Genomic DNA, 25,708 nt, shown 5'->3' on the forward strand with positions numbered 1-25,708 from the left:
GGAGCATGCGGCGGGGAAGGGCGCGCGCCTATCAACCGAATGGTTGACCCCGCTTAAAGAAACAGCGCAGACACCAGTTCGGTGCGGCTGCTGACGCCTGCCTTGCGAAACAGATGAATCAGATGGGTCTTGATGGTGGGCAGGCCGACGTCCAGCTCCTGGGCCAATTGCTTGTTGCTCGCACCCTGGCGAAGCAGCCAGGCGATCTGGCGCTCCTTGGGGGTGAGCCCGGCCAACCCGTCGTCAGTGGGCTGCATGTTGGCCACCGCCATTTGCAGTAACGCCTGCAAGGCATTCAGCTGGGCCAACTGGTCGAGGGTGAACACCCCTTGTTCAGCCGTGCGCAGTAACGAGATGGCGGCCTGGGGCTGGTCGGCGCGATGGGCGACGATCTCCACCACATCGACCACCCCGTAGCGCGCCAGGAAGTCCCGGTAGCGGCGGCTGTCACGCAGTGGCTGCCTGGCCATGGCCAACCCCAGCGGCACCACGGCCAGCCCGGTGGACAGGCAGTTGCGCGGTTGCAAAGGGTCGAATTGGCGGTAGTTGTCCAGGTAATCGCGGTGCATCTCACCGCTCATGCCCTGCAACCTGAAGTCGCGGGCTTGCAGGTTGCGGTCGACGCAATAGAACGCCGCCTGGCTGGCGGGTACGAGTTGGGTGAAAGCCTGCAGGCAGTGGCCGGCGACTTCCTGAGCGGGGATGGCATGCATGGTCGGTTACCTGCGCCAGGAAAAACGCTGCCGGCACGAGCCGGCAGCCAGGAACGATCAGACTACCGCAAAATAGTGCTTCACGAAGCTCTCACTGACCACGTCCCACAGCACCGGCGTGCCTTTGGTCACGAACCAGCTGTCGCCGGCCTTGTAGCGGGTGCTCAGGCCGGTGCTTTCGTCGGTCAGCACCACTTCGCCGGTGACCACGGTGGCCTGTTCGGCGAACGGGTAGACCATGCGGAATTTACCCTGGGTGGTGCCGAAATAGGCACTGCTGACCGGGTCGGTCGGTGCGCCGAAGGTCATCTTGCCGAAGGCCTTGACCTCGCCTTCGAGGATCTCGGAGCCGAGGTCGGCAACGGTGCCCCAGGCGTCGAGGTCCGACAGTTGGATAGCTTTCTTGAGCGTCGTTACGGGCATGGCGGTTCTCCTGTGATTGATAGGGTGGGAATCAACGGCGACCGTTGAAGTAGCCTGACAGTTGATGAAGACTTTTGCCGGCGGTGAGCAGCAGCGGGCGGATATGGTCCTTGCCGAGGATCTGCGCGTGCTTGACCGAGCTGATCAGGTCATAGCGTGAAGAGCCTTCGCTCATGCCCTCGGCCAGGACCTTGCAAATGATATGGCTGGGCGTGACACCGAAGCCGGCGTAGCCCTGCACGTAAAAGGCGTTGGGGTGACCGCTGAGCGTGCCGATCTGCGGAAACAGGTTGGCGCCGGTCGCCATCGGCCCGCCCCAGGCCAGGTCGATCTTCACGTCCTTGAGATACGGGAAAATCTTCAGCATCAGGTTGCGGTTCCAGGCCTTGAGGTCCAGCGGGATGTGCTCGACGAAAGGCGTGGCGGCACCGAACAGCAGGCGGTTTTCGTTGGTGACGCGGTAGTAGTCGATCACCGGGCGGATATCGCTGTAGGCGCCGCGTATCGGGCTGATGCGGTTAATCATCTCGTCCGACAGCGGTTCGGTCATCAACTGGAAAGCGTAGGTGTTGACGGTGGTCTTGTGCAACTCGGGTTCAAGCTTGTTGAGGAAGCTGTCACAGGCCCACAGCAACTTGGCGGCCTTGACCGAGCCACGGCCGGTGCGCACGGTGATGCGCTCACCATAACTGACTTCCAGAGCCGGGCTGTGCTCGAAGATGCGCACCCCATGCCCGGCCAGCGCCTTGGCTTCGCCCAGCAGCAGGTTGAGTGAGTGCACATGGCCGCCGCCCATGTGCAGCAACGCGCTGCTGTAGGCGTCGGAGCCAATGATCTGTTTGACCTCGGACCCCGCCATAAAGCGAATTTCGTCCCTGGTGTTGATCGACTTGAAGTCTTTCTCCCAGGCCCGCAAGGTTTTTTCCTGGCGGGCGTTGAAGCCCATGTAGCCGTAGCCGTGGCAGAAGTCGGCGTCGATGGAGTATTTGGCGATGCGGTCCTTGATGATGCCGGCGCCCAACTCGCTGATTTCAAAGATCTGGCGCAGGCCTTCGTCGCCGACTTGTTGCTTGATTTTCTCCAGGTCATGACCAATGCCCGCCATGATTTGCCCACCGTTGCGGCCCGTGCCACCGAAGCCCAGGTAACGCGCTTCGAGCACCACGATGTTGGTGATGCCTTTTTCCGCCAGTTCCAGTGCAGTGTTGATGCCGGAGAAACCGCCACCAATCACCACCACGTCGGCGTCCACGTCCTGTTCGAGAGTCGGGAAGCTGAGGTTGTATTTCTTGGTTGCCGAATAGTAGGTAGGCGTTTCGATATTGATCATGGCGCAGCCTGGAAAGGTGAAGGGGAACTCACTGCAGAGCCGGGTTGGTGCTCTGTGCCTGTTGGCTGCTATTAGGTGCCTTCCGAGCGGTAGGTGTCTTGATTCTGTCTGACGCCGCGCTTGACCATGGCTGCCACTCCCAGCCATGAAGCCTGCGTAGCGGTAAAGCTGCACACGGGGAACAGGTGCCGATGCTAGAATGTTGTTAATCTATTAACTAAACGCGATGCCGACTTTTATGCCTCAATTACGCCCATCCTTGACCCTCAGTTTGCTCCATGCGCGGGAAGCCGCCATGGGGTTTTTTCGTCCTTCACTGAACCAGCATGGGTTGACCGAGCAGCAATGGCGGGTCATTCGGATCCTGAGCCAGCATGAAGAGCTGGAGATCAATCGCCTGGCTGAGTTGGCCTGCATCCTCAAGCCGAGCATGACCGGGGTGCTGGTGCGCATGGAGGCAGCGGGGATGGTGGAGCGGCGCAAGGCGCACCAGGATCAACGGCGTGTGCTGGTGCGGCTGGCTGAGAAGGGGCAGGCCTGTTTCGCTTCGATGAGCCAGAGCATGGAAGCCAATTATCAGCGTTTGCAGGCGGGCTTTGGTGAGGAGAAGCTGCAGACGTTATTGGGTTTGCTGAATGAGTTGAAAACGCTGAAGCGCTGAGTCGAGGCTGTTTCTGTGGCGAGCGGGCTTGTCGAATCGTCGCACCGCCCGCTCGCCACAGAGGTCCCAGTTTGCTGCGCGTGGGGGCTCCCGCATTTTTGATCTCTATACATCCGCAAGCAGTGGGCTAGCCCTCAATAGATCGCACCCGCCGCGCTGGCGGGCGCTGCTGAACCCTTGAACGCTGCCGCCAGGCTTTGCAGCCCACGCATCAGCACCGTGGTGTCCACGCCCACCGCCACGAACGCTGCACCCAATTCGATGTAACGCCGCGCTAACGCCTGGTCGGCGCTGAGAATGCCGGCGGCCTTGCCGGCTTGGCGGATGCGTGCGATGGCGTGTTCAATCGCCGCCTGCACCTCGGGGTGCCCCGGATTGCCGCGATGGCCCATCGAGGCGCTCAGGTCGGCCGGCCCGATAAACACCCCATCGACACCTTCCACGGCCGCGATGGCGTCCAGGTTGGCCAGGCCTTCACGGTTTTCGATCTGCACCAGCAGGCACATCTGTTCATCGGCCTGGTCGAGATAACCGGCGATGCTGTTCCAGCGCGACGCCCTGGCCAGCGCACTGCCGACGCCGCGCACGCCCTTGGGCGGGTAGTGGATGGCGCTCACCAGCGCCTGCGCCTGCGCGGCGCTCTCGACCATGGGCACCAGCAACGTCTGCGCGCCGATGTCGAGCACTTGCTTGATCAAGGCCGTGTCGCCGATGACCGGGCGAATCACCGGATGGCTGGGGTAGGGCGCCACGGCCTGGAGTTGGCCGAGCATGCCGCGCAGGTCATTGGGCGCATGTTCGCCGTCGATCAGCAGCCAATCGAATCCGGCGTTGGCGGCCAGTTCCGCGCAGTAGGCATCGGCCAGTCCCAGCCACAGGCCGATCTGGGCTTCACCGCTGCGCAGGCGCTGTTTGAAGGTGTTCACAGGCATCTCCATCGGGCAGTCCTCCACTTACACAAAACGACAGGCAATCGACCCGAGCATGTCGTAGTCGACATGGAAGGTATCGCCGGGGCTGGCCGTCACCGGGCGGGTGAAAGAACCACCCAGGATGATCTGCCCGGGTTGCAGGGTGACGTCATAGGCGGCCAGTTTATTGGCGAGCCAGGCCACGCCCTTGGCCGGGTGGTTGAGCACGGCGGCCGACACGCCGGATTCTTCGATCACGCCATTGCGGTACAGCACGGCGGGCACCTTACGCAGGTCGATCTCGGTGGGGCGTACGGCGCGCCCGCCCATCACCACGCCGGCATTGGCCGCGTTGTCGGAGATGGTGTCGAACACCTTGCGGGTCGCTTTGGTGTGCGGGTCGACCTGCTGGATGCGCGCATCGATGATCTCCAGCGCCGGGATCACCCATTCGGTGGCGTCCAGCACGTCGAACACGGTCACATTCGGGCCTTTCAAGGGCTTGCCCAGGATGAACGCCAATTCGACCTCGACGCGCGGCACGATAAAGCGCTCGAAGGGGATGTCGGTGCCTTCGTCGAAGAACATGTCATCGAGCAGCGCACCGTAATCCGGCTCGGTGATGTTGGAGGACACTTGCATGGCGCGTGAGGTCAGGCCGATCTTGTGGCCGACCAGCTTGCGCCCGTCCTTGATTTTCTGGGCGACCCACGCGCGTTGGATGGCATAGGCGTCGTCGATGGTGATCTCAGGATGGTCCAGGGAAAACTGGCGCACCTGTTCCCGTGAGCGTTCGGCCTGGTCGAGGCGCGTGGCGGCTTGTTGGATGAGCTGTTGATCGAGCATGGCAAGGGTCTCTTAGTGAGGGTTGACGATGGCCGCCTGGGTGCGCAGCACCAGCACGCCACCGAGTGCAATGAGCAATGCCAGGGCATAGAGGGCCAGGCTGGCGCTGTGGGTGGTGTCGCGCACCCAGCCGATCAGGTAGGGCGCGAAGAACGAAGCGATGCTGCCGAAGGAACTGATCAAGGCAATGCCGGCGGCCTGGGTGTGGTTGGAGAGGAACGCCGGCGGCAGTTGCCAGAACATCGGCAATGCCGCGCTGGCGCCCATGCCGGCGACGATCAGGCCGCCCAGCACCAGGATCGGGTTGGCGGGAGCAAGCCCGGCGATGGCAATGCCGCCAGCCGACATCAGCAACGGCACGCACAGGTGCCAGCGGCGTTCGCGGTGCCGATCGGACGAGCGCCCGCAGCCGATCATGAAAAAGCACCCGGCCAGGTATGGCACCGCACTGAGCAAGCCGACCTTGCCGTCGCTGCCGACCCCGGCGCCGTGGATCAGCGTCGGCATCCAGAACGCCAGGGTGTTGACCGCCAGCATCACCGCGAAATACACCGCCACCAGCAGCCACACTTGCCGGTTACGCACAATGGCGGACAACGAAGTGATGGATTTGCGCTGTTCTTCGGTGTGCAGTTGTTCGCGCAACTGCTGCTTCTGCAGCGGCGTCAGCCACGTCACTGTCTCGAAACTGTCCGGCAGGCATTTGAGTACCACCAGCCCGAGCAGGATGACCGGCGCGCCCTCGATTACGAACATCCACTGCCAACCGCGCAGGCCGCCCAGGTCATGAAAGTGCTCAAGGATGCCACCGGATAGCGGTCCGCCGATCACACCGGCCATGGGCACTGCAATCGCAAACAAGGCCGTGATTTGTGCACGCCGCCTGGCCGGGTACCAGCGGTTCAGGAACACCAGGATGCCGGGAAAGAAACCCGCCTCGGCAACCCCGAGCAAAAAACGCAGCACATAGAAACCCGTCGCGCTGTCGACCAGAAACATGCAGGTCGACAGTGCGCCCCACACCACCATCAGCGTAGCGATCCAGCGCCGCGGGCCGACACGGTCCAGGGCCATGTTGCTCGGCACGCCGAACAGTGCGTAGGCGACGAAGAACAGGCCGGCGCCGAAACCATAGACGGTGTCGCTGAAGTTCAGGTCGGCGCTCATCTGCATCTTGGCGAAGCCGATGTTGATGCGGTCGAGGTGCGCGAACAGGTAGCAGATCAATAACAGCGGCATCAGCCGCCAGGTGATGGTGCCGTGGGTGCGGTCGCGGGTGACGGCGGCAGCGGCAGGTGTGTCGGCAGTATTGGCTGTGCTCATGGTTTTATACTTTTTGTCTGAGAGGCCGATGGAACGAACGGGCGGAGCGGGTTAACTCACCTGTGCCTTGAGGAAGGCGTGCACATTGTTCTGCTTGAAATTGAGCTGCTCGTGCAGTTCGACCATTTCAAACGACAAGGCCAGCAGGCGTTGGGCTTGCAGTTCGGCGAAGTGCGCGGTGATGACGTCGAACAGGCGTTCGGCGACGGTCTGCCGTGTCGCCAGGTCGCGGCCGTAGCCGACCTTGAGCGTCATGTGCACGAAGGCGTAGTCATGTTTTCCGTCGGCCATGCGCCAGGTGTCCAGGCGCACGCCGCGGCTGCGGATGCCGCCCAGCGGGAACACGCCGCTGTCGCCCAGGGTGGCGTGGACTTTTTCGAACAGGCCGGGCAGGTCCGCCTGCTGTTCGATGTTGTCGGTGTACTCAGCAATGAAGTGGGGCATGGGAACCTCCTGCGTCGGTAGCTTTTAGCGGCAAGCTTCAAGCGGCAAGTGAGCGTGATCGGCTTGTAGCTTGTAGCTTGCCGCTGCTCTCATTCAAACAGGGAAAATGGCGTTGATCTGCCCGGTGCCCGAGCTGCCGAAGGGTTCGGTGATGATCTCGGCGGGCTTGGTGTAGTCCGGCCCACCGAGCAAACCCAGGAGCATGGCGGTGTCGTGCATCTTGCCTTCGCCAAAGCAGTGCTCGGCGTAGTCGGGGAGCATGGCGCAGAACTCTTTCCAGCGGCCTTGGCGCCACAGTTCCACCACATGCAGGTCGACCTGTTTGTCGAACTCGCGCGTCCAGTTATGGATATTGGCTTCGGCGTTGCGATCGTCCGAGAAACGGTGCGACAGCGACCCCGAGGCCAGCACCACGACTTTGCGGTCGCTCTTTTCGATGGCGCGGCGCACGGCGGCGCCAAAGGTGAAGCTGTCTTGCAGGCGATGCCATGCACACCAAGCGGCGATCGAAACGACGTTGAATTTCTGATCCTCCGGAATGCCCATGTGCATATAGCGCATCGGCACTAAGGTTCCGTATTCCAGCTCCAGGCTCGGAATATTGTGGGCCAGGGTGCGCACGTCGGCGGCATTGGCTTCGGCTGCGATCAGTTCGCCCAGCTCCGGGCAGCCCGGATATTCGTACTCCATGTTCTTGATGAAGTGCGGCAACTCGTTGCTGGTGTAGATGCCTTTGAAGTGCTCGCCGCCGTTGACGTGATAGGCGCTGTTGACCAGCCAGTGCACATCGAACACCACAGCGGTATCGGCGCCCAGTTCGCGGGCACGCCGGCCGATTTCCTTGTGGCCGGCAATCGCCGCCTCACGGCAGCCATGGTGTTTGCCGGGCAGCTCCGACAAATACATCGAGGGGACGTGGCAGATTTTCGCAGCCAGGACGACTTCGCCCATGATGATTCTCCTGATTAATTATTTTTGTCTCAGCGGCTTTCGGTGATGAGCGAGCAAGCGCCTTCACACAGGTCAGACGCCCCAGCGTGGAATGTGATGACTGCCCATCGATATGCACACGTTCTTGATCTCGGCGAACACCTCGAAGCTGTATTGGCCGCCTTCACGACCGGTGCCGGAACCTTTCACCCCGCCGAACGGCTGGCGCAGGTCGCGCACGTTCTGGCTGTTGATGAATACCATGCCGGCTTCGATGCCATAGGCCAGACGATGCGCCTTGCCGATGTCCTGGGTCCAGATGTAGGACGCCAGCCCGTATTCGGTGTCGTTGGCCAGTTGCAGGGCTTCGACCTCGTCCTTGAACGGGATCAGGCACACCACCGGACCAAAGATTTCTTCCTGGGCGATGCGCATCTTGTTGTTCACGTCGGCGAATACCGTCGGCTGGATGAACTGGCCTTTGCTCAAGTGCGCCGCCAGGTTGGCCGGGCGCTCCAGGCCACCGGCGAGGAGGGTGGCGCCTTCTTCGAGGCCGATCTTGATGTAGCCGGTGACCTTGTCGTAGTGGGCTTGGGTGATCATCGAGCCGACCTGGGTCTTCGGGTCTTGCGGGTCGCCGACAATCAGGCGTTTGGCGCGTGCGGCAAACTCAGCGACGAACTGCGGGTAAACGCTTTCCTGGATAAAGATCCGGCTGCCGGCGGTGCAGCGTTCGCCGTTGAGCGAGAAGATGGTGAACAGCGCCGCGTCGAGGGCTCGCTCCAGGTCGGCGTCTTCGAAGATCAGCACCGGCGACTTGCCGCCCAGTTCCATGGAGTACTTTTTCAGGCCGGCGGTCTGCATGATCTTCTTGCCGGTGGCGGTGCCGCCGGTGAAGGAAATCGCGCGCACGTCCGGGTGGCGCACCAGCGCGTCGCCGGCGGTGGCGCCGTAACCCTGGATCACGTTCAACACGCCGTTGGGGATGCCGGCTTCGACGGCCAGACGCCCCAGTTCGTTGGCGGTCAGTGGCGACAGCTCGGACATCTTCAGCACGGCGGTATTGCCCAGCGCCAGGCATGGCGCGGTCTTCCAGGTGGCGGTCATGAACGGCACGTTCCATGGCGAGACCAGCGCGCACACGCCCACGGGTTGATACAGCGTGTAGTTGAGCATCTGGTCATCGACCGGGTAACTATGCCCGTCCATGCGCGTGCAGACTTCGGCGAAGAAGTCGAAGTTGTGCGAGGCGCGTGGGATCAATACGTTTTTGGTCTGGTGAATCGGCAGGCCGGTGTCGAGGGTTTCCAGTTCGGCCAGGCGCGGGACGTTCTGTTCGATCAACTCGCCGAGCTTGCGCATCAGCTTGGCGCGCTCCTTGGCGGGGGTCGCCGCCCATTTCGGGAATGCTTCCTTGGCGGCCGCCACGGCCTGCGCCACTTCCTCGGCACCACCGCTGGCCACTTCACCGATGGCTTCACCGGTAGCCGGGTTGTAGTTGACGAACACGTCTTTGCTTTCGACCTCGCGGCCGTTGATCCAGTGTTTGATCATGCTACTCAAGCCTCTTTCCGGGCGGAGAAGAATTCCGCTTCGCTGACAATTCGATTCACCAGGCGGCCTACGCCTTGGACTTCCACAATCACCTCATCACCGGGCACTACGTCGGCCAGGCCTTCGGGCGTGCCGGTGGCGATCATGTCGCCGGGCTGCAAGGTCATGAAGCTGGACAGGTATTCGATCAGGTAGGGGATGTCGAAAATCATGTCCTTGGTGCTGCCCTCCTGGCGCAGTTCACCGTTGATCCAGGTGCGCAGCGTCAGGTTGCTCGGGTCGGGCACATCGGCCACATCGACGATCCACGGGCCGACCGGCGTGGTGGCGTCGCGGTTTTTTACGCGCAGGTTGGGCCGGTAGTAGTTTTCCAGGTAGTCACGAATGGCGTAGTCGTTGCACACCGTGTAGCCGGCCAGGTAGTCCAGGGCGTTTTCACGCTTGACGTTGCGCGCCGGTTTGCCGATGACGGCCACCAGTTCGCACTCGTAGTGCATGTAGGCGATGTTGTCCGGGCGCCAGGTCACCTGATTGTGGCCGGTGTAAGTCCCGGGGGATTTGATGAACGCCAGCGGCTCGGTCGGCGGCTTGAACGCCAGTTCGGCGGCGTGGTCGGCATAGTTCAAACCCAGGGCGAACATGTTGCCGGTCGCCGGTGGCAGCCATTCCACTTGCTGCTCGGCCAATTGACGGCCATCAGCCAGGCGCACCTGATTATTGTCTTCAACGGTGACGGCGTGGGTTTCGCCTTCGAAGCGAACACGTGCATGTTTCATGGAAGCTCCTGTTGCTGGGCCACGATGTGATTGACGAGGCGGCCCAGGCCGCTGATTTCAACTTCGACACGGTCGCCGGGGGCCACGTCGACGCGGCCTTCAGGAGTTCCCGTGATCAGTACATCACCCGCATGCAACGTCATGAACTCGCTGATTTCGGCAATCAGTCGTGGAATGTCACGAACGAGGTTGGCCGTGTTGTTTTGTTGACGAATCTCGCCGTTGACGTACAGCGTGATGGCAAGGCTATGCGGGTCGGTGATCTGCGCGGGTGGGACCAACTCCGGTCCGATTGCACAGAAACCGTCGCGACATTTTGCTTTGACGGCCGGGCGGTAGTAGCTGTCTTCCGGCAAGCTGAATTCATTGACAATGGTGTAGCCGGCCACGTAATCGAGGGCTTCGGCCGCGCTCACGCGGCTGGCGTTCTTGCCCATCACCACGCCCAGGGCCGGCCCGGGTTGCAAGCGTTCGCCCTGGCCTGGGTGCACAACCACGGCGCCGTGCTGATTGCGCGTGTTGGGCGTCTTGATAAACAGCACCGGTTTGACCGGCGGCTTTTGATACGGCGGCTGCTCGAATTCGGCAAGGCGCTGTTTGAGCAGCCCCTGGTAGTTCAGTGCGACACCGAACAGAGTGCCGGTCGCGACGTCATGCAAGGCACGGCTCATGCTTTCTCCTGGCAGAGCCATGGGCGGCTCCGATTTTTGTTAATGTGTTAACAGTTATAATTAAGATGTTAACTAACGTCAAGCGTGGCACACTTTCTTCACGGTGGTTGCGCAGCACGATTCGGTGCAGGATGAGCATCACGGCAATCACAATAAAAACGAGCAGCGTGCGATGACTGACCGTCAACCCATTCCGAATATCAACATTGGCCAGGTGTACGACCAGCGCTACAGCGACGCGCAGGTGCACTACGACCGGCTGGCCAATCTGGCGGGTTTCTTCGGGCGCAACATGCCGGTGCACCGGCATGACCGGTTCTTCCAGGTGCACTACGTCAAAAGCGGCACGGTGCGCGTGTACCTGGACGACCAGCAGTACGTCGAGTCCGGGCCGATGTTCTTCCTCACACCGCCCACCGTGCCGCATTCCTTCGTCACCGAAGCCGACAGTGATGGGCATGTGTTGACGGTGCGCCAGCAACTGGTCTGGCAACTGATCGAGACCGACCCCAGCCTGGCGCCGGCCGGTGCGCAATTGCCGGCGGCGTGTGTCGCGCTGGCGCATCTGGGGCCGCATAACGCGAGTGAAATACGCCGGCTGGATTTTTTGTTCGATGAGTTGAGCGAGGAAGTGGACGCTCGTCGCCCAGGCCATGGCGCCGCCCTGGACAGTTTGACGCGCTTGATCATGGTCAGCCTGTTGCGCCTGTGCTCGCATTCGTTGAAAGCCACGCCTGCGCGGCACGAAGACTTGAAGATTTTCCACCGTTTCAACGAGCTGATCGAAGCGCATTACCTGCAACACTGGCCATTGTCGCGGTATGCGCAAGGTATCGGCGTGACCGAGGCGCGACTCAACGATGTGTGCCGACGCATCGCCGACCTGCCGTCCAAGCGCCTGATCCTGGAACGCCTGATGCAGGAGGCCAAACGCCTGCTGTTGTTCACCGGCAGCTCCGCCAACGAAATCTGCTACCAGCTGGGGTTCAAGGACCCGGCCTATTTCAGTCGGTTTTTCCAGCGCTACGCACAGCTCACTCCGGGGGAGTATCGCCAGCGGCAATTGGGTTTGCGTTGAGCCAGGCATGGGCCGTTGCGCCTTGGTTCTGTTGATCGTGCAGGGACCAGCATGACCAGCGCGGCGCTTCGACAAAATGGCTTTTACGCGGAACCGGTTGTACTTTTCACAGGCTTGCGTGCGCCGGGCGGCGACACTAAGCTGCCGACTCGTTCATCCAAGTGGTGCCGATATGGCCGACCCCAGACCTTCGCTGACCCTGATCCTGTTGCAAGCCCGTGAAGCCGCCATGGCGTTTTTCCGGCCGGCCCTGAACAAGCATGAACTGACCGAGCAGCAGTGGCGGGTGATTCGCATCCTGCGCCAGCAGGGCGAATTGGAAAGCCATCAACTTGCCCAGCAGGCGTGCATTCTGAAGCCGAGCATGACCGGCGTGTTGAGCCGCCTGGAGCGCGATGGCCTGGTGCGTCGGCAAAAGTCCAGCCAGGACCAGCGACGGGTGTTCGTCGGCCTCACCGAGCGCGGCCAGCAGTGTTTCGTGTCGATGAGTGACGGCATGGAAAGCAACTACCGCAAGATCGAAGAGCAGTTTGGCGCGGAAAAAATGCAACAACTGCTGAGCCTGCTCAACGAGCTGAAAAATATAAAGCCTTGAAGCGTAAAAAATTCATTAATAGATGAACGTGTTTGCCCGCATGACAACATGCGGTCGCCCTCCCACTATCCGTTTTCGGCACAGATGTGCGACCTGTCCTGAGTTCGGAATGGAACTTGCCTTGTAGGTGACCTGTAAGCCTTGCAACTGAAAAAGGTCGGGTCAATGAATAACAATAATGATCTGATGCCTGCGGTTTCCAAGCCGGCTCGGTCGACGTCGTCCCTGCAGCGTTTCCTGACGAGCGACATCGATGAGCACGCGCGGAACATGCAGGGCTGGCAGGTTCGCTACGATCAGTTATCGCCGGGCGCCTTTGAGGGCGAGCTGATCGCGTTCCGTTCGGACTGGATGCAACTGGCCCGCGACCGCTCTAATCAAGCCATGATCAAGAGCGGAGCGGCCTGGGACGGCGCAATCACTTTCAGCTTGCCGTTGAGTGCGCAAGGCCCGGTGTACTGCGCGGGGCATCCGATTCACGAGCCCAGCCTGTTGGTCGCCCACGGGAACAACCTGCCTGAACTGCACACCCCTCAGCACCTTGATTTGCTCAGTGTGGCGGTTGACGAGCGCGTGCTGGAACATGTGCTGGAGCGCCAGGGCAGCGCTTTTCGAATTACCGATCTTCCCAAGTGTTACCGCTTGGGCGACTCACCTGTGCAACATGAACTCGCGGTCCTGTTCGAAGAGCTGGCGGGTTGCGACCAGGGGCGTGATGCACTGCTCGGGCACGACTCGATCCGCCGCGGCATACGCGACACGGTGATGGTGCACGTGCTGGAACTGATTGCGCCGGATCAAGCGCCGCCCCTCAACCCCACCGCGCGTAAAAGGATGGTCGACCGCGCCCGCGAATATGCGCTTAGCCACCTTGACGAACCGTTGTCGATCCTCGACCTGTGCAACCACATCGGCGCCAGCCGGCGCAAACTCCAGTACTGTTTCCAGGAAACCCTGGGGATCAACCCGGTGGCGTATTTGCGTGCATTGCGCCTCAATGCAGTGCGTCGTGAACTACGTACCAGCACGCAGTCTCAGGGCGTACAGGAAGTGGCGGCGCGTTGGGGGTTCTGGCATTTGAGCCGATTTTCGGGCGATTACCGCACCCTGTTTGGCGAAAGCCCTTCACAGACCCTGCGTCGCACTCAACTCTGCTGAAAACGGATAACCCGCCCACGGCACTGCTCAATAGGATGGCCCACACCACTGGATGGGAGGGGCATTCGATGATCGACAACAATAAAGCAAACGCCGCACGCATGACGCTGTTCACCCTGGGGCTGCTCGGCTGCTGCGCCAGCGCCCAGGCCACCGAGAACGGCGCGCCAACCACGGCGGTCGGGGTGTATGACTTCGGCGCGGGAATGATGCCACCGGCCACGCCTTTCGGAACGCTTGGGCTGCGAACGGGGTTTTACTCGGCCAATGTGCAGAAAGATCGCCACGGGCGTTCGGTGGACAACCACCTGTCCCTGGATGTGTTGTCCATTGCGGCCGCGTATATGCACATGACCGATCACACGGTGTTGGGTGCTCAATACGGCTTTGGCGCGGTGGTGCCGTTTTTCAAGATGGACGCTTCGATCAAGGTGCCGACACCGGCCGGCCCGCTGAGCCTGGAGGCCGATCCGTTTCGATTGGCCGACGTGCAGTTTCTGCCGGTGATCCTGCAATGGACGTTGTCGCCGAATCTGTTTATCAACACGCAGTTGCAGATCCAGATGCCCACCGGGGACTACGACAAGAACCGTCTGGTTTCTCCGGGGCTCAACCACTGGACGTTCTCGCCGATCGTCAACGCCACGTACATCACCGACAGTGGCTTCGAGGTGTCTTCCAGCTTTGAAGTCGACGTCAACACCCGCAACCCCGCGACCGACTACAAAAACGGTGTCGAGTACCGCCACGAATTTGCCGTGGGCCAGCATGTGGGCGCGTGGACTGTCGGCCTGGGCGGTTACTACTACCGGCAATTCAGCGACGACGATGCGCCAGGGCTGCAGTCGGGCAATCGCGCGCGGGTGCTGGCCGTCGGGCCGGCGGTGAGTTACGTCACGCCCGGTCTGCCGGCTTTCTGGCTGCATGCCTACAAGGAAACCGGTGCGGTCAACCGTGCCGAGGGTTACACCGTGGCGCTGCGTATTTCTCAAAGTTTCTAAGGGGCTGGCCATGAACCCATTACGTTCTGATTGCGCATCACCTCGACAAGCCTCCGGGCGCCGCGAAGGGCTGGTGCTGATGCTCGGCAGTAGCCTGACCATCATGGGCGCGGTCATGGTGGCGCCGGTGCTGCCCAAGCTTGGCGCCGAGTTTGGCCCGCTGGAGTCGCGCACCGACTTGCTGGTGCCGCTGGTGGTCACCGGGCCGGCACTGGCGATCGCATTGTGCGCGCCGCTGGCCGGGTGGTTGGCCGATCGGGTAGGGCGCAAGACCCTGCTGATCATCGCCACTCTCTTGTATGCCGTGCTCGGCGCGCTGCCGGCGGTGCTCGATCACTTGCCGACCATCGTGGGTATACGCTTGTTGTTCGGGTGCGCCGAAGCCGCGGTCATGACCTGCTGCGCTGCGCTGATCGCCGACTATTGGCACGGCGAGGAGCGCATGCGCTACGTCAATCGGCAAGTGGTGACCATCGGCCTGGTGGGGGCGCTGTTCTTCGTGGTGGGCGGGGCGCTGGGCGAACACTCCTGGCGCCAGCCGTTCCTGCTGTACCTGCTGCCGTTGTTGCTGGTGCCGGTGATGATGAAAGTGCTGTGGGAGCCCGCAGCCACTCGACAACCCATCGACATGCCTGAAGAAGGCCGGGTGGCGATCCTGCCCGTGGTGGTCGGCTACCTGCTGATTCTCAGCGGTATGGTCCTGACGTTTGTCGTACCGATCCAGACGCCGATTCTGCTGGTCGGCCTGGGTGTGACGTCGAGCACGATGATCGGGCTGTCGGCGGGGTTGAGCCTGCTGGCGACCCTCGGTGGTTCCCTGGCCTGGCCGCTGCTGCGTCGCCGCATCGGTATCGCCGGTTGCAATGCGTTGCTCCTGACGTTGCTGGGGGTGGGGCTGTGGCTGCTGATGCACGGGAAAAGCTACAACGCGGTATTGCTGGCAGTACTGATTCACGGCCTGGGCGCCGGGCTGCTGGTGCCCAACGCGATGGCACCGGTGATGAATGCCTTGAGTGCCAGGACCCGCGGGCGCGGCCTGGGCGGGTTCACCGCCTGCCTGTACTTCGGCCAATTTGTCAGCCCGCTGGTGGTGGCACTGCTGGGTGCCTACTCGGGCGAGCTGCGCCTGTCGATCCAGTGGCTGGCATTCGCCAGTGTGGCCTCTGCCCTGGTCTGGGCGCTGGCCGGCCTGCAAGCGCGGCGCAAGGCGGTCACCCGAACACTGGGCTCAAGTCATTCGTAATCAAGAGGACATGCACATGGACATCCACAACCTGCTGGACACCGAAGACGCCACGGGATTGGCCGAATGGCTGCGGCGCGGCGAGATACAACCCGGCGAGCTGCTGGAGGCGGTCATTGATCGCATCGAGTTGGTCGAACCGCAACTCAACGCCGTGGCCGAGCGCCTGTACGATGCGGCACGTGAGGCTGCACGCACAACGCGGCCCGGTGATGGGGTGTTTGCCGGGGTACCGACCTTGATCAAGGACCTGTTCTCACCGGTCAACGGCGCGGCGATGACCAATGGGTCCCACGCGCTGGGAGGGGCGCGCGCCGACGTTGAGTCAGAAATCGTGACCCGTATGCGCAGTGCCGGTTGCGTGATTCTCGGCACCAGTACCTCACCTGAGTTCGGCACCTCGTACTCCACCGAGTCCACCCGCTTCGGCGCCACGCGCAATCCCTGGAACATCGCCCACAGCGCAGGTGGTTCCAGCGGCGGTGCCGCCGCCCTGGTGGCAGCGCGCGTCGTACCGTTCGCCCACGGCAACGATGGCGGCGGTTCGTTGCGCGTGCCGGCGTCTTGTTGTGGGGTATTCGGCTTCAAGCCCAGTCGCGGTTTGCTGCCTTCCGGGCCGATGATCGGCGAAGGGTGGGCGGGGATGGGAACCCCCCATGCCATTACCCTGACGGTACGCGACAGCGCCGCGCTGCTGGATGCCACGGCAGGCATGGACCTGGGGGCGCCGTATGCCGCGCCGCTGCAGGTGCAGCCGTATGTCTCGGTGTTGCAGCGCGACCCCCGGCCGCTGCGCATTGGCCTGGTTGAGCAATTCGGGCCCTGGCCGACTTCCCGCGAGGCGGTGGAGTCCGTGCGCCAGGCCGCCAGCCTGTGCCAATCCCTGGGCCACCACGTTGAACCGGTCAACTTGCCGGTGGCGCTGCCGGCGTTCCTTGACCAGGTCTTCACCATCATCGGCGCCAGCACTCGTCACTACGTCGACATGCTGGGGCAGATGCGCGGTAGTGTGGTACGGCCAGAGGAGCTGGAAGCCCGCACCCGCATCATTTTGCGCGGCAAAGGCGACGTCAGCGGCGCGCAGTACGCGGGGGCGGTGGAGTGGATTCATGCCATGGGGCGTCAATTGGCGGTGTTCATGCAGGATTACGACCTGATTCTCACGCCGACATTGGCCCGCGAACCGGTACCGATCGGTGAGCTGGACCTGCAGGATGACCGCCTGAGCCTGGATGAGCTGATCGAACGTTTTCACAGCTACTCGCCGTTCACAGCGCTGTTCAACGCCAGCGGGCAGCCGGCAATGTCGGTGCCGCTGTACTGGAGCGCCGCAGGCTTGCCGATGGGCGCGCACTTCGCCGCTCGTTTTGGCGAGGAAAGCACCCTGTTCGCCCTGGCCGCACAGTTGGAGCGGGCGCAGCCCTGGCGGGGCCGGATACCGCCGGTCAACGCCTGCTGTCTGCACAACGCCGGGTGAGCGCAAATGCCGATCAGTCAAGCGAACGCAACGAAGATCAATTGTAGGAGCGGCGGTGCGACGACTCGACTTGGCCGCGATGGCGGTGTGTCAGGCGAGTATTTTGTTAAATCAGGCCGAGTACATATCCGTTGCTGCGGTAACGGCGGCTATTGGTTCCGCTCTTACAGCGGGTCACTTTTGGAAGAGCGCCAAAAGTAACCAAAAACGCTTCGCCCCACCACTCGGCACCTCGCCCAGGCTCGGTGTGCCCGTAATCCGACATTGATTTGGGGGGCCGCCGCCACGCGCCATCCATGGCGCGGGGCGGCTAAACCGGCGTCCCTGCCGGTTTACCCCCCAAATCAATATCGAATTGCGGCCAGCGTGGTTTAACGGGGCGCCTGAGATCAAGATCAAAAGCAAGATCAAGAGCGGCTCGCTTCGCATCGTGGTTAGCGTTGGCTGCTACAACGTTGTGTAGATACCCATGACCATCGCAGGCAAGCCAGCGCCTACAGGGGATCTGAGCTTGGGTCGCATGGCGTTCTGCTGGAATATTGACCTGCGTCAATGTTTTGAGGGGGGTTCGATTTTTTTATTGGCTTAAACTCGTCATACCATGCACTCAATAGTGCCTGCGACGGCTGAAGGTCGATTTACAGCGGGAGGCACCACCTGTTCTTATGGTGATGTTGAGCTAGAGTTCGCCCCAAGGGTTGCCAGGCCGGTTACGTGGTTCTTGAAGCCCTGCTTTATTGCTTTTCCAATCTGAGGTACCAGGCGGGATGATTCGCGAAGCACAGGAAGTGGCTGACGACGACATGTTGCGCACCCTCGAGAGCGTGCTCGACTGCCTGTCAGGTGCGGTGGTCGTGCTTGATCGAGCGGCTCGCGTGGTGATGGGCAATCCCGCGTTCACACATCTGCACATTCAACATAAGGTTTCTCCCGCCGCGAGCCGTGAGTTTGTCTCGCTGCTGCGGCCTGAGGACCACGGGCTGTTTTACGCCGCGCAGCAGAAGGCGGCCGCAGGCACTCGCGCGGTCTGCGTGGTGACGAGCGGCGTGTCATGCGTGTTGAATATCTCCCTGACGCTGTGGCGCGACGATTATTTCATTGTCGAGGTGCTTGCTCATCAGGAACCCTCGGCACCCGCGCCGGCTGCCGAAAGGTACCCGGAGATTCCGCTCAGGTCGATTTTCGATTCTTCCGGCACGGGCTTGGCGCTGGTGTCTCTCGATGGCCGTTGGCTAAGGGCCAATGGTGTCATTTGCACGTTGCTTGGCTACAGCGAGGCGCAGTTGCAATGCACCACGTTCATGGCACTGACCCACCCCGACGACCTTGAGGTCGGCAAACAACTGATCGAAGAACTCAAGCGCGGTGCAAAGCCTGGCGTGACGTTGCACAAACGCTATATCCACCGCGATGGCCGCGTCGTGTGGGTGCGCCTGACCGTCGGCCTGGTGCGTGACGATCAAGGGCAACCGGTGTGTTTTGTTTCTCAGTTGGAAGACATCACCGAAAATTGGCAGCTGCGCGAAACCTTGATGGGCAGCGAGCTCAAGTTCCTCACCCTGGCGGAAAACTCCCCCAACATCATTGTCCGTTATGACCGCGACCTGTTACGCACCTACGTCAACCCGGCCTACCTGCTGTTGACCGGCAAGACTTATGACGAAGCGATAGGTGCCAGGCCGGATGAGCAGGTGGGTGACTACCTGGCCCAACTGCGCCGTGTTGTGGCGACGGGGGAGACGGCGCAGTTTGTAGAAAGCTGGACCGTCGCGGGCGCTCCCGGGTATGTGAGTTGTGCGGTCAGTCTGATGGCCGAGCGCAGCAACGCCGGCGAGGTGGTCGGCGTGCTTTCGTTGGCCCATGACATTACCGAGCTGCGCAAGCAACAAGTGCTGGAAGATGCACGTCTGGGCATCTTCGAAAAAATGGCCACGGGCGCCTCCCTGGAGGAAACGCTGGCGTTACTCGTGGGTTATCTGCAATTGGCCTTGCCCCATCGGTCCTGCGCCGTTCATCTGGTAGAGCCGTTCAACATCGCACCGACGACGTACAAGGCATTTGCCTCGCGGCTGGCCAACAACCCAGGTGCCTGCTGGTCCGAACCGATCGTGGACAAACAAGGCCACGTCCTGGGGGCTTTTGAATTGTCCCGGTCCTGCGACTCCGCACCGGACGAGAGCGAAATTCAGCCCGTACGCCAGACCTGTCACATTGCCGCGATTGCGATTGAACGCTGGCAATCGGAGTCGTTACTGCGCGAGCGCGAGCGCCGTTACCGCGATATTTTTGACCATACCCTGGACATGCTGTGCCTGTTGGAGGAGACCCAGGCCGGCGACTTGCAATGCGTCGAGGCCAACCCGGCGTTGTTACGCGTGCTGGGCAAACCGCATGTCGAGGTCATCGGTGCGCCACTGGCGTCGATATTCGGCCGGTCGAACGCGCAAAAAATCCAGGCGCTTTGCGAGCAGTGCCGGGTCGCCGGACGCGTGGTCGAGTCCGATCAGGGCATGATGTTGCGTCACGAGATGCGCCACCTGCACTTCACCCTGGTGCCGGTGGCCGACTCGGGGCGTGCGGGCTCACGGATACTGGTGATCAGCCGTGACACCACCTTGCTGCACCGGGCCCGGCAGAAAGAGCTGGAGCGCCAGCACGACATCAACACACTGGTGGAAAACAGCCCGGACGCGGTTGCTCGCTTGAGCGCCCAAGGCGAAGTGCTCTACGTCAATACGCGGTTGAGAAGCTGGGTCGGCGAAGCGTGGCCGGAGCTGGTGGGTGTGTCCCTGGATACGGTGGCGCCGCTGAATCACCAATCGCAGCTGTTCCGCGAATTGGTGGCCCAAGTGATTCATGAAAACAAGGCCACCGAACAAGAATTCCGACTCACAGGTTTGAAGGCTGCGCCCAAGGTGGTGCTGATTCACTTTGTCCCCGAGCTCGACGGCCAGCGGGTGGTCAGTGTGTTGGCGGTGGGGCGCGATATTTCCAAGCTGCGCGCGGCCGAGCGGCGCCTGGCCAATTCCAATGCACAGCTGCGTGATCTGTCGACCCGCCGGGAAACGGCACGGGAAGAGGAGCGAAAACTGATCGCCAGGGAAATCCACGACGAATTGGGCCAGCACCTCACCGCACTGCGCATGGGCATCTCGTTGTTGAGGTTTCAGTTCGGCGCCACCACGCCGGAACTCGCGCCTCAGGTTGAACACCTGATGGCGCTGACCGACAAGACCATCCAGGTGGTGCGTAATGTGTCCACCAGCCTGCGACCGTCCGCATTGAACCTGGGGCTGGTTTCGGGGCTTGAATGGCTGACCAGCGAATTCGTCACCTTGACCCGGGTGCCCTGTGCGCTGCACCTGCCTTCGATTCCCCTGACGCTGCCCGATACTCACATTACCGCCGCGTTTCGCATCGTGCAGGAATCGCTGACCAACATTGCGCGCTACGCCGAAGCGACGCAGGTCAGCGTTACCCTGACCCCGCAGGACACCCATTGGTTGTTGGAGGTTCAGGACAACGGCAAGGGCTTCGATCCGGATGCACTGCCGCGCCAGACCCTGGGGCTGGCGGGCATGCGCGAGCGCGGCCTGATGTTGGGCGGCAAAGTCATTATTTTCAGCCATCCCGGCCAGGGCACCACGGTTCAGGCGTTTATTCCGATGCACAAGGATACGTATTGATGATTCGCATGCTGATTGCCGACGACCACACCATCATGCGCGAAGGGCTCAAGCAACTGTTTACCCTGGTTCCCGACGTGCAGGTGGTGGCCGAAGCCGAAAGTGGAACGCAACTGATCGAACTGCTGCGCCAGGTCGAGATCGACCTGCTGCTGCTGGACATGAACATGCCGGGTATCAGTGGCGAGATCTTGATTGCCCGATTGCATACCCAGTACCCGAACCTGCCGATCCTGGTGTTGAGCATGCACAACGAGGTTCATATCGCCCAACGCGCATTACGTGCCGGGGCACTCGGGTACCTCACCAAAGACCGCGACCCCGAGACCTTGCTGGCCGCCATGCGCCGAGTGGTCAGCGGGCAACGTTACCTGGACCCGGGCCTGGCTGAGCAGATTGCCCTGCAAAGCAGTGGTTTGAAGCAACACACCTACGTCGAAAGCCTGTCTGATCGGGAGTTCCAGATTCTGCGCCTGCTGGCGCACGGCATGAGCGTCAACCAGATTGCCGAACAGTTGGTGATCAGCAACAAAACCGTCAGCACCCACAAGACGCGCTTGATGGAAAAGATGGGGTTTGTTTCCACCGCAGACATTGTTCGCTTCGCCATGACCCTGGGCATTTCGTGATCAGCATATTCGGGTAGGGATTTTCCTACCCGGTTTCCCGGTATCCCTACCCCAGAATAGGGATGGTCCGATGGTTGCGATGCCATCATTGGGCCATTATTTCTCCCAAGCCATCCAGCTGCCGATCCGCCGGCCGCGACAGGCTTTGACCGGGAGACAAACCGTGAATGAACAGACGCCACCCCCTTCGGCCGCTTTGACCCTGGTTCCCGTGATGGTTGCCGGCCTGCTCGGGGGCGTCGCGGTTGCCTACAGCCATGGGTTCAGTGCCGCGGCGGTGGGGGCGGGGAGCGCGTTGTTTGGGCTGTGCACGGGCCTTGGCTGGCTGGCAGGCAGGCGCCACCAGGCGTACTGGAACCGCCGGTACCAGCTCCTTGATCATCCCGCGATGGCCCCGGCGACGCTGGCCATCGACAACGGCTTGGCCGATGTGTGCCTCAGCGTGGTGCCCATCTGGTCCAGGCAGATAGAAGCGGCTCGTGAGATCAGCGAAACCTCCATCCTCAAGCTCAGCGAACGCTTTGGCACGCTGTCATCCGACATCAGCCACAGTGTGTCCAGCCATGGCGGGCAAGACGCTTCCCAGCAATTGATCGACCTGCTGGAAGTCGGCCAGCGTGACCTCAACTCCATCGTTCTGGCGCTGCGTGCCGCGCTGTCGAACAAAGAGACCGAACTCAAGGAAGTCCTGCAACTCTCCGGGTTTACCGAGCAACTCCAGCAGATGGCCAAGTTTGTCGGAGACATTGCCAGTCAAACCAACCTGCTGGCACTGAACGCCGCCATCGAAGCGGCGCGGGCCGGTGAGGCAGGGCGAGGGTTTGCCGTGGTGGCCGATGAGGTCCGCAAGCTGTCGAGCATGTCCGGCGAGACCGGGCTCAAGATCAGCGAAACCGTCAACACCGTCAACGCGGCCATTGCCCGCACGGTAAACATGTCCCGCCACCACGCCGAACAAGACACCCTGACCCTGGCGGATTCTGAGCGCGTGGTTTCGCAGGTCATCGAGCATTTTCGCGGTACCGCCCAGACCCTCGTGCGCAACAGTCATGACCTGCAGCAACAGAACGCAAACGTCGCCAACGAGATTGCCCAGGTGCTGGTCGCCCTGCAGTTTCAGGACCGCGTCAGCCAGATGTTGACGCTGGTTACCGGCGACCTGGGCAAGCTGCAGCAACAGTTAAGCGAGCGCCATGACGCGAGCCTCAGCGGTCAGGCCCTCACACCGATGGTCAGCGAGCGTTGGCTGCGGGAACTTTCAACGGCCTACACCATGCCTGAGCAACACGCCATCCATGGCGGCAAGACCCACGCCAAGGCGGACGCCAGCGACATCACCTTTTTCTAGAGGAGCTTTTCCGATGAGCAAGACCATTCTGATCGTCGACGACTCGGCCTCCATCCGCCAGGTGGTGAGTATCACGCTCAAGGGCGCGGGTTACGACGTGATCGAAGGCTGTGATGGGCGAGACGCCCTGAGCAAGCTGGACGGCCGCAAAATCCACCTGATTGTCAGTGATGTGAACATGCCCAACATGGACGGCCTCAGCTTCGTCAAGGCGGCCAAGCTGTTGCCGGCCTACAAGTTCACGCCGGTCATCATGCTCACCACCGAGGCCAGTGATGCGATGAAGCAGCAGGGCCAGGCCTCCGGCGCCAAGGCGTGGATGGTCAAGCCCTTTCAGCCCGCGCAAATGCTGACCGCCGTCTCCAAGTTGATCCTGCCATAGCAATAGCCAGCGAGTGCTGGCCAGGAGGTTTCCATGAAAAGCACCGCTCCGATGTTGCGTCGAATCCAGGTCATGGAAGGCCCCCTGACGATCTACACGGCCACTGAACAAAAAGAGGTGTTGTTGTCGTTGTTTCCCCTGGCCCATGAGGTTGAGTTGGACTTGTCCAACGTCGACGAACTGGACAGCGCCGGTTTGCAACTGTTGATCCTCATCAAGCGCGAGTCCCTCAAGGAGGGCACGCAGCTGTTGCTGAGCAACCCCAGCCCCACGGTGACGGAAGCCATACGGCTCAGCGGCCTTGACGACTACTTCACCAATGCGTCTTTCACCCTGTCGGCTGGAGCATGATCGTATGGCCCAGCCCATGAACATGGATGACGTGCTGCAGACCTTCATTGCCGAGAGTCGCGAGCTTCTGTTGCAAATGGAAGACGCGCTGCTGCAGATCGAGCAGTCGCCGCAGGACCTGGACACCATCAACAGCCTGTTCCGCGTGGCCCACACCATCAAAGGCTCGGCCGGCCTGTTTGGCCTGATGCCCATCGTAGAGTTCACCCATGTCGCCGAAAGCGTCCTGGACCGTGTACGCAGCCTGGAAGTGCGTGTAGACGAGGCATTGAGCGCGTTGTTCCTCGACGCCCGTGACCATATCGGCCAGTTGATCGACCTGCTGGCCGAGGATGGCCACCTTGATCGGCTGGATGAACCGTTGCGGGCTCAGGGCCAGCGGCTGGCAGAGCGTCTGGCGCAGTATCTGGACACGCCGGTGGCGGCCGCTTCCGCGCGCCCTCAAGACACTCCGCCGGCGGCCGGCCAGGAGGCGGGGCCTGGCCACTGGCATCTGTCGCTACGCTTTGGTCCGGATGTGTTGCGCAATGGCATGGACCCCCTGGCATTCCTGCGTTACCTGGGCACGCTGGGGCAGTTGCTGCATACCGTCACGTTGTTTGACGCATTACCGTCGTTGCCGTCGATGGACCCGGAAACCAACTACCTGGGCTTTGAACTGGCGCTGGCCAGCGACGCTTCCCGGGAGGTTATCGACGGCGCCTTTGATTTCGTACGCGATGACGCCTTGGTGCTGATCCTGGCACCGCAGGCCAGTGTCCAGGCGTGCCGCGCGCACATCGACGCGCTGCCCCAGGACAATGCCGCGCTGCTGGCGCTGTGGGTGCAGTGCGGCACCTTGACTGAGGCCCAGGCCGTGCTCGTGGCTCAAGAGGGTGCACCGACGCCCGCCGATTCGCCCGCCGATTCGCTTGGCGAGCCTGACGTCGTGCAGGGTTCGCTGGCACCGTCGACCAAGGCCGGTAAAGGCGCGACCAGCAACGAAAGCAATCTGATTCGGGTCGACGCCGCCAAATTGGATCAACTGATCAACCTGGTCGGTGAGCTGATCATCGCCGGTGCCGGCGCCAACCTGGTGGCGGTGCGCAGTGGCATCGGCGAGATGATCGAGGCGACGAGCCTGTTGTCGCGGTTGGTCGAGGAGGTGCGTGACTCGGCGCTGACCTTGCGCATGGTGCAGATCGGCGCGACCTTCACGCGGTTTCAGCGGGTGGTCCGCGACGTGTCCAAAGAGTTGGGCAAGGACATCGTGCTGCGCATCGGCGGCGGCGAAACCGAGCTGGACAAGACCGTTGTCGAGCGCATTGGTGACCCATTGACCCACCTGGTGCGCAATGCCATGGACCATGGCATCGAGGCGGTGGCGACGCGCCTGCAACGTGGCAAACCGGCCCAGGGCACGGTGCGCCTGAATGCCTACCATGAATCCGGCAGCATCGTGATCGAGGTGTCGGACGACGGCGGTGGCCTGGCCAAGGACAAAATCCTGGCCAAGGCCCGCGAGCGCGGCCTGGTGGGGGAAGGCCAGATACCGGCTGAAAAAGACATCCTGAATCTGATCTTCGAGCCGGGGTTCTCCACCGCCGACCAGGTCAGCAACCTGTCCGGCCGAGGGGTCGGCATGGATGTGGTCAAGCGCAATATCACCGCCTTGCGTGGCAGCGTCAGCCTTGAGAGCGAAGAGGGGCAGGGCACCACGGTACGCATTCGTTTACCGCTGACCCTGGCCATCATCGACGGCTTCCTGATTGGCGTGGGCAAAGCCTCTTATGTGATCCCGCTGAACATGGTGGAGGAGTGCATCGAGCTGGCGCCTGGGCAGGGCGCCGAAACCGGTTTCCTGGACCTGCGCGGTGATGTGCTGCCGATCCTGCGCTTGCGCGACTTGTTTGCCGTGCAGGAACCGGGGGGTAACCGGGAAAACGTGGTGGTCGTGCACTACGCCGGCCTGCGTGCCGGCCTGGTGGTCGATCGCTTGCAGGGAGAGTTTCAAACCGTGATCAAACCCTTGGGCAAGGTATTTGGGGATGCCCGTGGGCTGGGTGGGTTCACCATCCTCGGGAGTGGGGCCGTGGCCCTGATTCTGGATATTCCCAATCTGTTAGGACTCGTTGCCAAGGAAGCCACCAACCGTTCGACCCCAAGTCCCTTATCGACTCAATAAAGCGTCATCAGGAG

The 25,708-nt window shown here is 61.8% G+C and carries 24 protein-coding genes; 13 read left to right on the forward strand and 11 right to left on the reverse strand.

Annotated features, from left to right (window positions below; genetic code table 11):
* Window positions 1–53: 53 nt before the first annotated feature.
* From AB4O05_RS15255 to AB4O05_RS15265, 3 genes are read right to left on the reverse strand one after another with little or no spacing between them, the layout of a single operon-like run.
* Entirely contained in the window at window positions 54–713 is a 660-nt protein-coding gene (locus AB4O05_RS15255) for a response regulator transcription factor (protein ID WP_460136786.1), read from the reverse strand.
* Between the two features lie 57 nt (window positions 714–770).
* Window positions 771–1,136 (reverse strand): cupin domain-containing protein, encoded by a 366-nt coding sequence (locus AB4O05_RS15260; protein ID WP_460136785.1) that lies wholly within the window; start codon window positions 1,134–1,136, stop codon window positions 771–773.
* Between the two features lie 31 nt (window positions 1,137–1,167).
* Window positions 1,168–2,466, reverse strand: a complete 1,299-nt coding sequence (locus tag AB4O05_RS15265) for an NAD(P)/FAD-dependent oxidoreductase (protein ID WP_460136784.1) — start codon at window positions 2,464–2,466, stop codon at window positions 1,168–1,170.
* A gap of 238 nt (window positions 2,467–2,704) precedes the next feature.
* Here AB4O05_RS15265 and hpaR (AB4O05_RS15270) point away from each other — a divergent pair, with 238 nt between their 5' ends.
* Window positions 2,705–3,127: a homoprotocatechuate degradation operon regulator HpaR gene (gene hpaR, locus AB4O05_RS15270; protein ID WP_460136783.1), complete on the forward strand. Its 423-nt coding sequence runs from the start codon at window positions 2,705–2,707 to the stop codon at window positions 3,125–3,127.
* A gap of 134 nt (window positions 3,128–3,261) precedes the next feature.
* On the opposite strand, the gene hpaI is transcribed toward hpaR (AB4O05_RS15270), so the two are convergent.
* From hpaI to AB4O05_RS15310, 8 genes are all read right to left on the reverse strand, one after another.
* A complete protein-coding gene (gene hpaI, locus AB4O05_RS15275) occupies window positions 3,262–4,065 on the reverse strand; it encodes a 4-hydroxy-2-oxoheptanedioate aldolase (RefSeq protein ID WP_460136782.1) in 804 nt (267 codons plus the stop codon).
* Between the two features lie 15 nt (window positions 4,066–4,080).
* A complete protein-coding gene (gene hpaH, locus AB4O05_RS15280) occupies window positions 4,081–4,884 on the reverse strand; it encodes a 2-oxo-hept-4-ene-1,7-dioate hydratase (RefSeq protein ID WP_460136781.1) in 804 nt (267 codons plus the stop codon).
* 12 nt (window positions 4,885–4,896) lie between these two features.
* Window positions 4,897–6,207 (reverse strand): MFS transporter, encoded by a 1,311-nt coding sequence (locus AB4O05_RS15285; protein WP_460136780.1) that lies wholly within the window; start codon window positions 6,205–6,207, stop codon window positions 4,897–4,899.
* A 51-nt stretch (window positions 6,208–6,258) separates the two neighbouring features.
* On the reverse strand, window positions 6,259–6,651 hold the full coding sequence (locus AB4O05_RS15290) for a tautomerase family protein (protein WP_460136779.1): 393 nt from the start codon (window positions 6,649–6,651) through the stop codon (window positions 6,259–6,261).
* A gap of 93 nt (window positions 6,652–6,744) precedes the next feature.
* Window positions 6,745–7,602 carry a 3,4-dihydroxyphenylacetate 2,3-dioxygenase gene (hpaD, locus tag AB4O05_RS15295; protein ID WP_460136778.1) on the reverse strand — a complete coding sequence of 286 codons (858 nt, stop codon included), beginning with the start codon at window positions 7,600–7,602 and terminating at the stop codon, window positions 6,745–6,747.
* Window positions 7,603–7,674: 72 nt separating this feature from the next.
* A complete protein-coding gene (hpaE, locus tag AB4O05_RS15300; RefSeq protein WP_460136777.1) occupies window positions 7,675–9,135 on the reverse strand; it encodes a 5-carboxymethyl-2-hydroxymuconate semialdehyde dehydrogenase in 1,461 nt (486 codons plus the stop codon).
* Window positions 9,136–9,140: 5 nt separating this feature from the next.
* On the reverse strand, window positions 9,141–9,911 hold the full coding sequence (locus AB4O05_RS15305) for a fumarylacetoacetate hydrolase family protein (RefSeq protein WP_460136776.1): 771 nt from the start codon (window positions 9,909–9,911) through the stop codon (window positions 9,141–9,143).
* On the reverse strand, window positions 9,908–10,582 hold the full coding sequence (locus tag AB4O05_RS15310) for a fumarylacetoacetate hydrolase family protein (protein WP_460136775.1): 675 nt from the start codon (window positions 10,580–10,582) through the stop codon (window positions 9,908–9,910). The genes AB4O05_RS15305 and AB4O05_RS15310 overlap by 4 nt, the downstream gene beginning before the upstream one ends.
* 172 nt (window positions 10,583–10,754) lie before the next feature.
* Between AB4O05_RS15310 and hpaA the strand changes: the two genes are divergently transcribed.
* The 12 genes from hpaA to AB4O05_RS15370 all read left to right on the forward strand — a co-directional run bounded on the left by hpaA (window position 10,755) and on the right by AB4O05_RS15370 (window position 25,694).
* Window positions 10,755–11,660 carry a 4-hydroxyphenylacetate catabolism regulatory protein HpaA gene (gene hpaA, locus AB4O05_RS15315; RefSeq protein ID WP_460136774.1) on the forward strand — a complete coding sequence of 302 codons (906 nt, stop codon included), beginning with the start codon at window positions 10,755–10,757 and terminating at the stop codon, window positions 11,658–11,660.
* Window positions 11,661–11,832: 172 nt separating this feature from the next.
* Complete coding sequence (gene hpaR, locus AB4O05_RS15320; RefSeq protein ID WP_460136773.1) at window positions 11,833–12,255, forward strand: homoprotocatechuate degradation operon regulator HpaR; 423 nt, start codon at window positions 11,833–11,835, stop codon at window positions 12,253–12,255.
* A gap of 165 nt (window positions 12,256–12,420) precedes the next feature.
* A complete protein-coding gene (locus tag AB4O05_RS15325) occupies window positions 12,421–13,413 on the forward strand; it encodes a helix-turn-helix domain-containing protein (RefSeq protein WP_460136772.1) in 993 nt (330 codons plus the stop codon).
* A gap of 68 nt (window positions 13,414–13,481) precedes the next feature.
* Window positions 13,482–14,414, forward strand: a complete 933-nt coding sequence (locus tag AB4O05_RS15330) for a SphA family protein (protein WP_460136771.1) — start codon at window positions 13,482–13,484, stop codon at window positions 14,412–14,414.
* A 10-nt stretch (window positions 14,415–14,424) separates the two neighbouring features.
* Complete coding sequence (locus AB4O05_RS15335; protein ID WP_460136770.1) at window positions 14,425–15,657, forward strand: MFS transporter; 1,233 nt, start codon at window positions 14,425–14,427, stop codon at window positions 15,655–15,657.
* 16 nt (window positions 15,658–15,673) lie between these two features.
* Window positions 15,674–17,134 (forward strand): amidase, encoded by a 1,461-nt coding sequence (locus AB4O05_RS15340; protein WP_460136769.1) that lies wholly within the window; start codon window positions 15,674–15,676, stop codon window positions 17,132–17,134.
* Between the two features lie 767 nt (window positions 17,135–17,901).
* A complete protein-coding gene (locus tag AB4O05_RS15345; protein WP_460136768.1) occupies window positions 17,902–20,820 on the forward strand; it encodes a sensor histidine kinase in 2,919 nt (972 codons plus the stop codon).
* Window positions 20,820–21,449 (forward strand): response regulator, encoded by a 630-nt coding sequence (locus AB4O05_RS15350; protein WP_460136767.1) that lies wholly within the window; start codon window positions 20,820–20,822, stop codon window positions 21,447–21,449. Before AB4O05_RS15345 ends, AB4O05_RS15350 begins: the two co-directional genes overlap by 1 nt.
* 388 nt (window positions 21,450–21,837) lie before the next feature.
* Window positions 21,838–22,797, forward strand: a complete 960-nt coding sequence (locus AB4O05_RS15355) for a methyl-accepting chemotaxis protein (protein WP_460164912.1) — start codon at window positions 21,838–21,840, stop codon at window positions 22,795–22,797.
* A gap of 13 nt (window positions 22,798–22,810) precedes the next feature.
* Window positions 22,811–23,179 (forward strand): response regulator, encoded by a 369-nt coding sequence (locus tag AB4O05_RS15360; protein WP_010563050.1) that lies wholly within the window; start codon window positions 22,811–22,813, stop codon window positions 23,177–23,179.
* Between the two features lie 33 nt (window positions 23,180–23,212).
* Window positions 23,213–23,530 carry an STAS domain-containing protein gene (locus tag AB4O05_RS15365; protein ID WP_460136765.1) on the forward strand — a complete coding sequence of 106 codons (318 nt, stop codon included), beginning with the start codon at window positions 23,213–23,215 and terminating at the stop codon, window positions 23,528–23,530.
* A gap of 4 nt (window positions 23,531–23,534) precedes the next feature.
* On the forward strand, window positions 23,535–25,694 hold the full coding sequence (locus AB4O05_RS15370) for a chemotaxis protein CheA (RefSeq protein WP_460136764.1): 2,160 nt from the start codon (window positions 23,535–23,537) through the stop codon (window positions 25,692–25,694).
* Window positions 25,695–25,708: the final 14 nt, after the last annotated feature.

The organism is Pseudomonas sp. S1_G07, assembly GCF_054668565.1.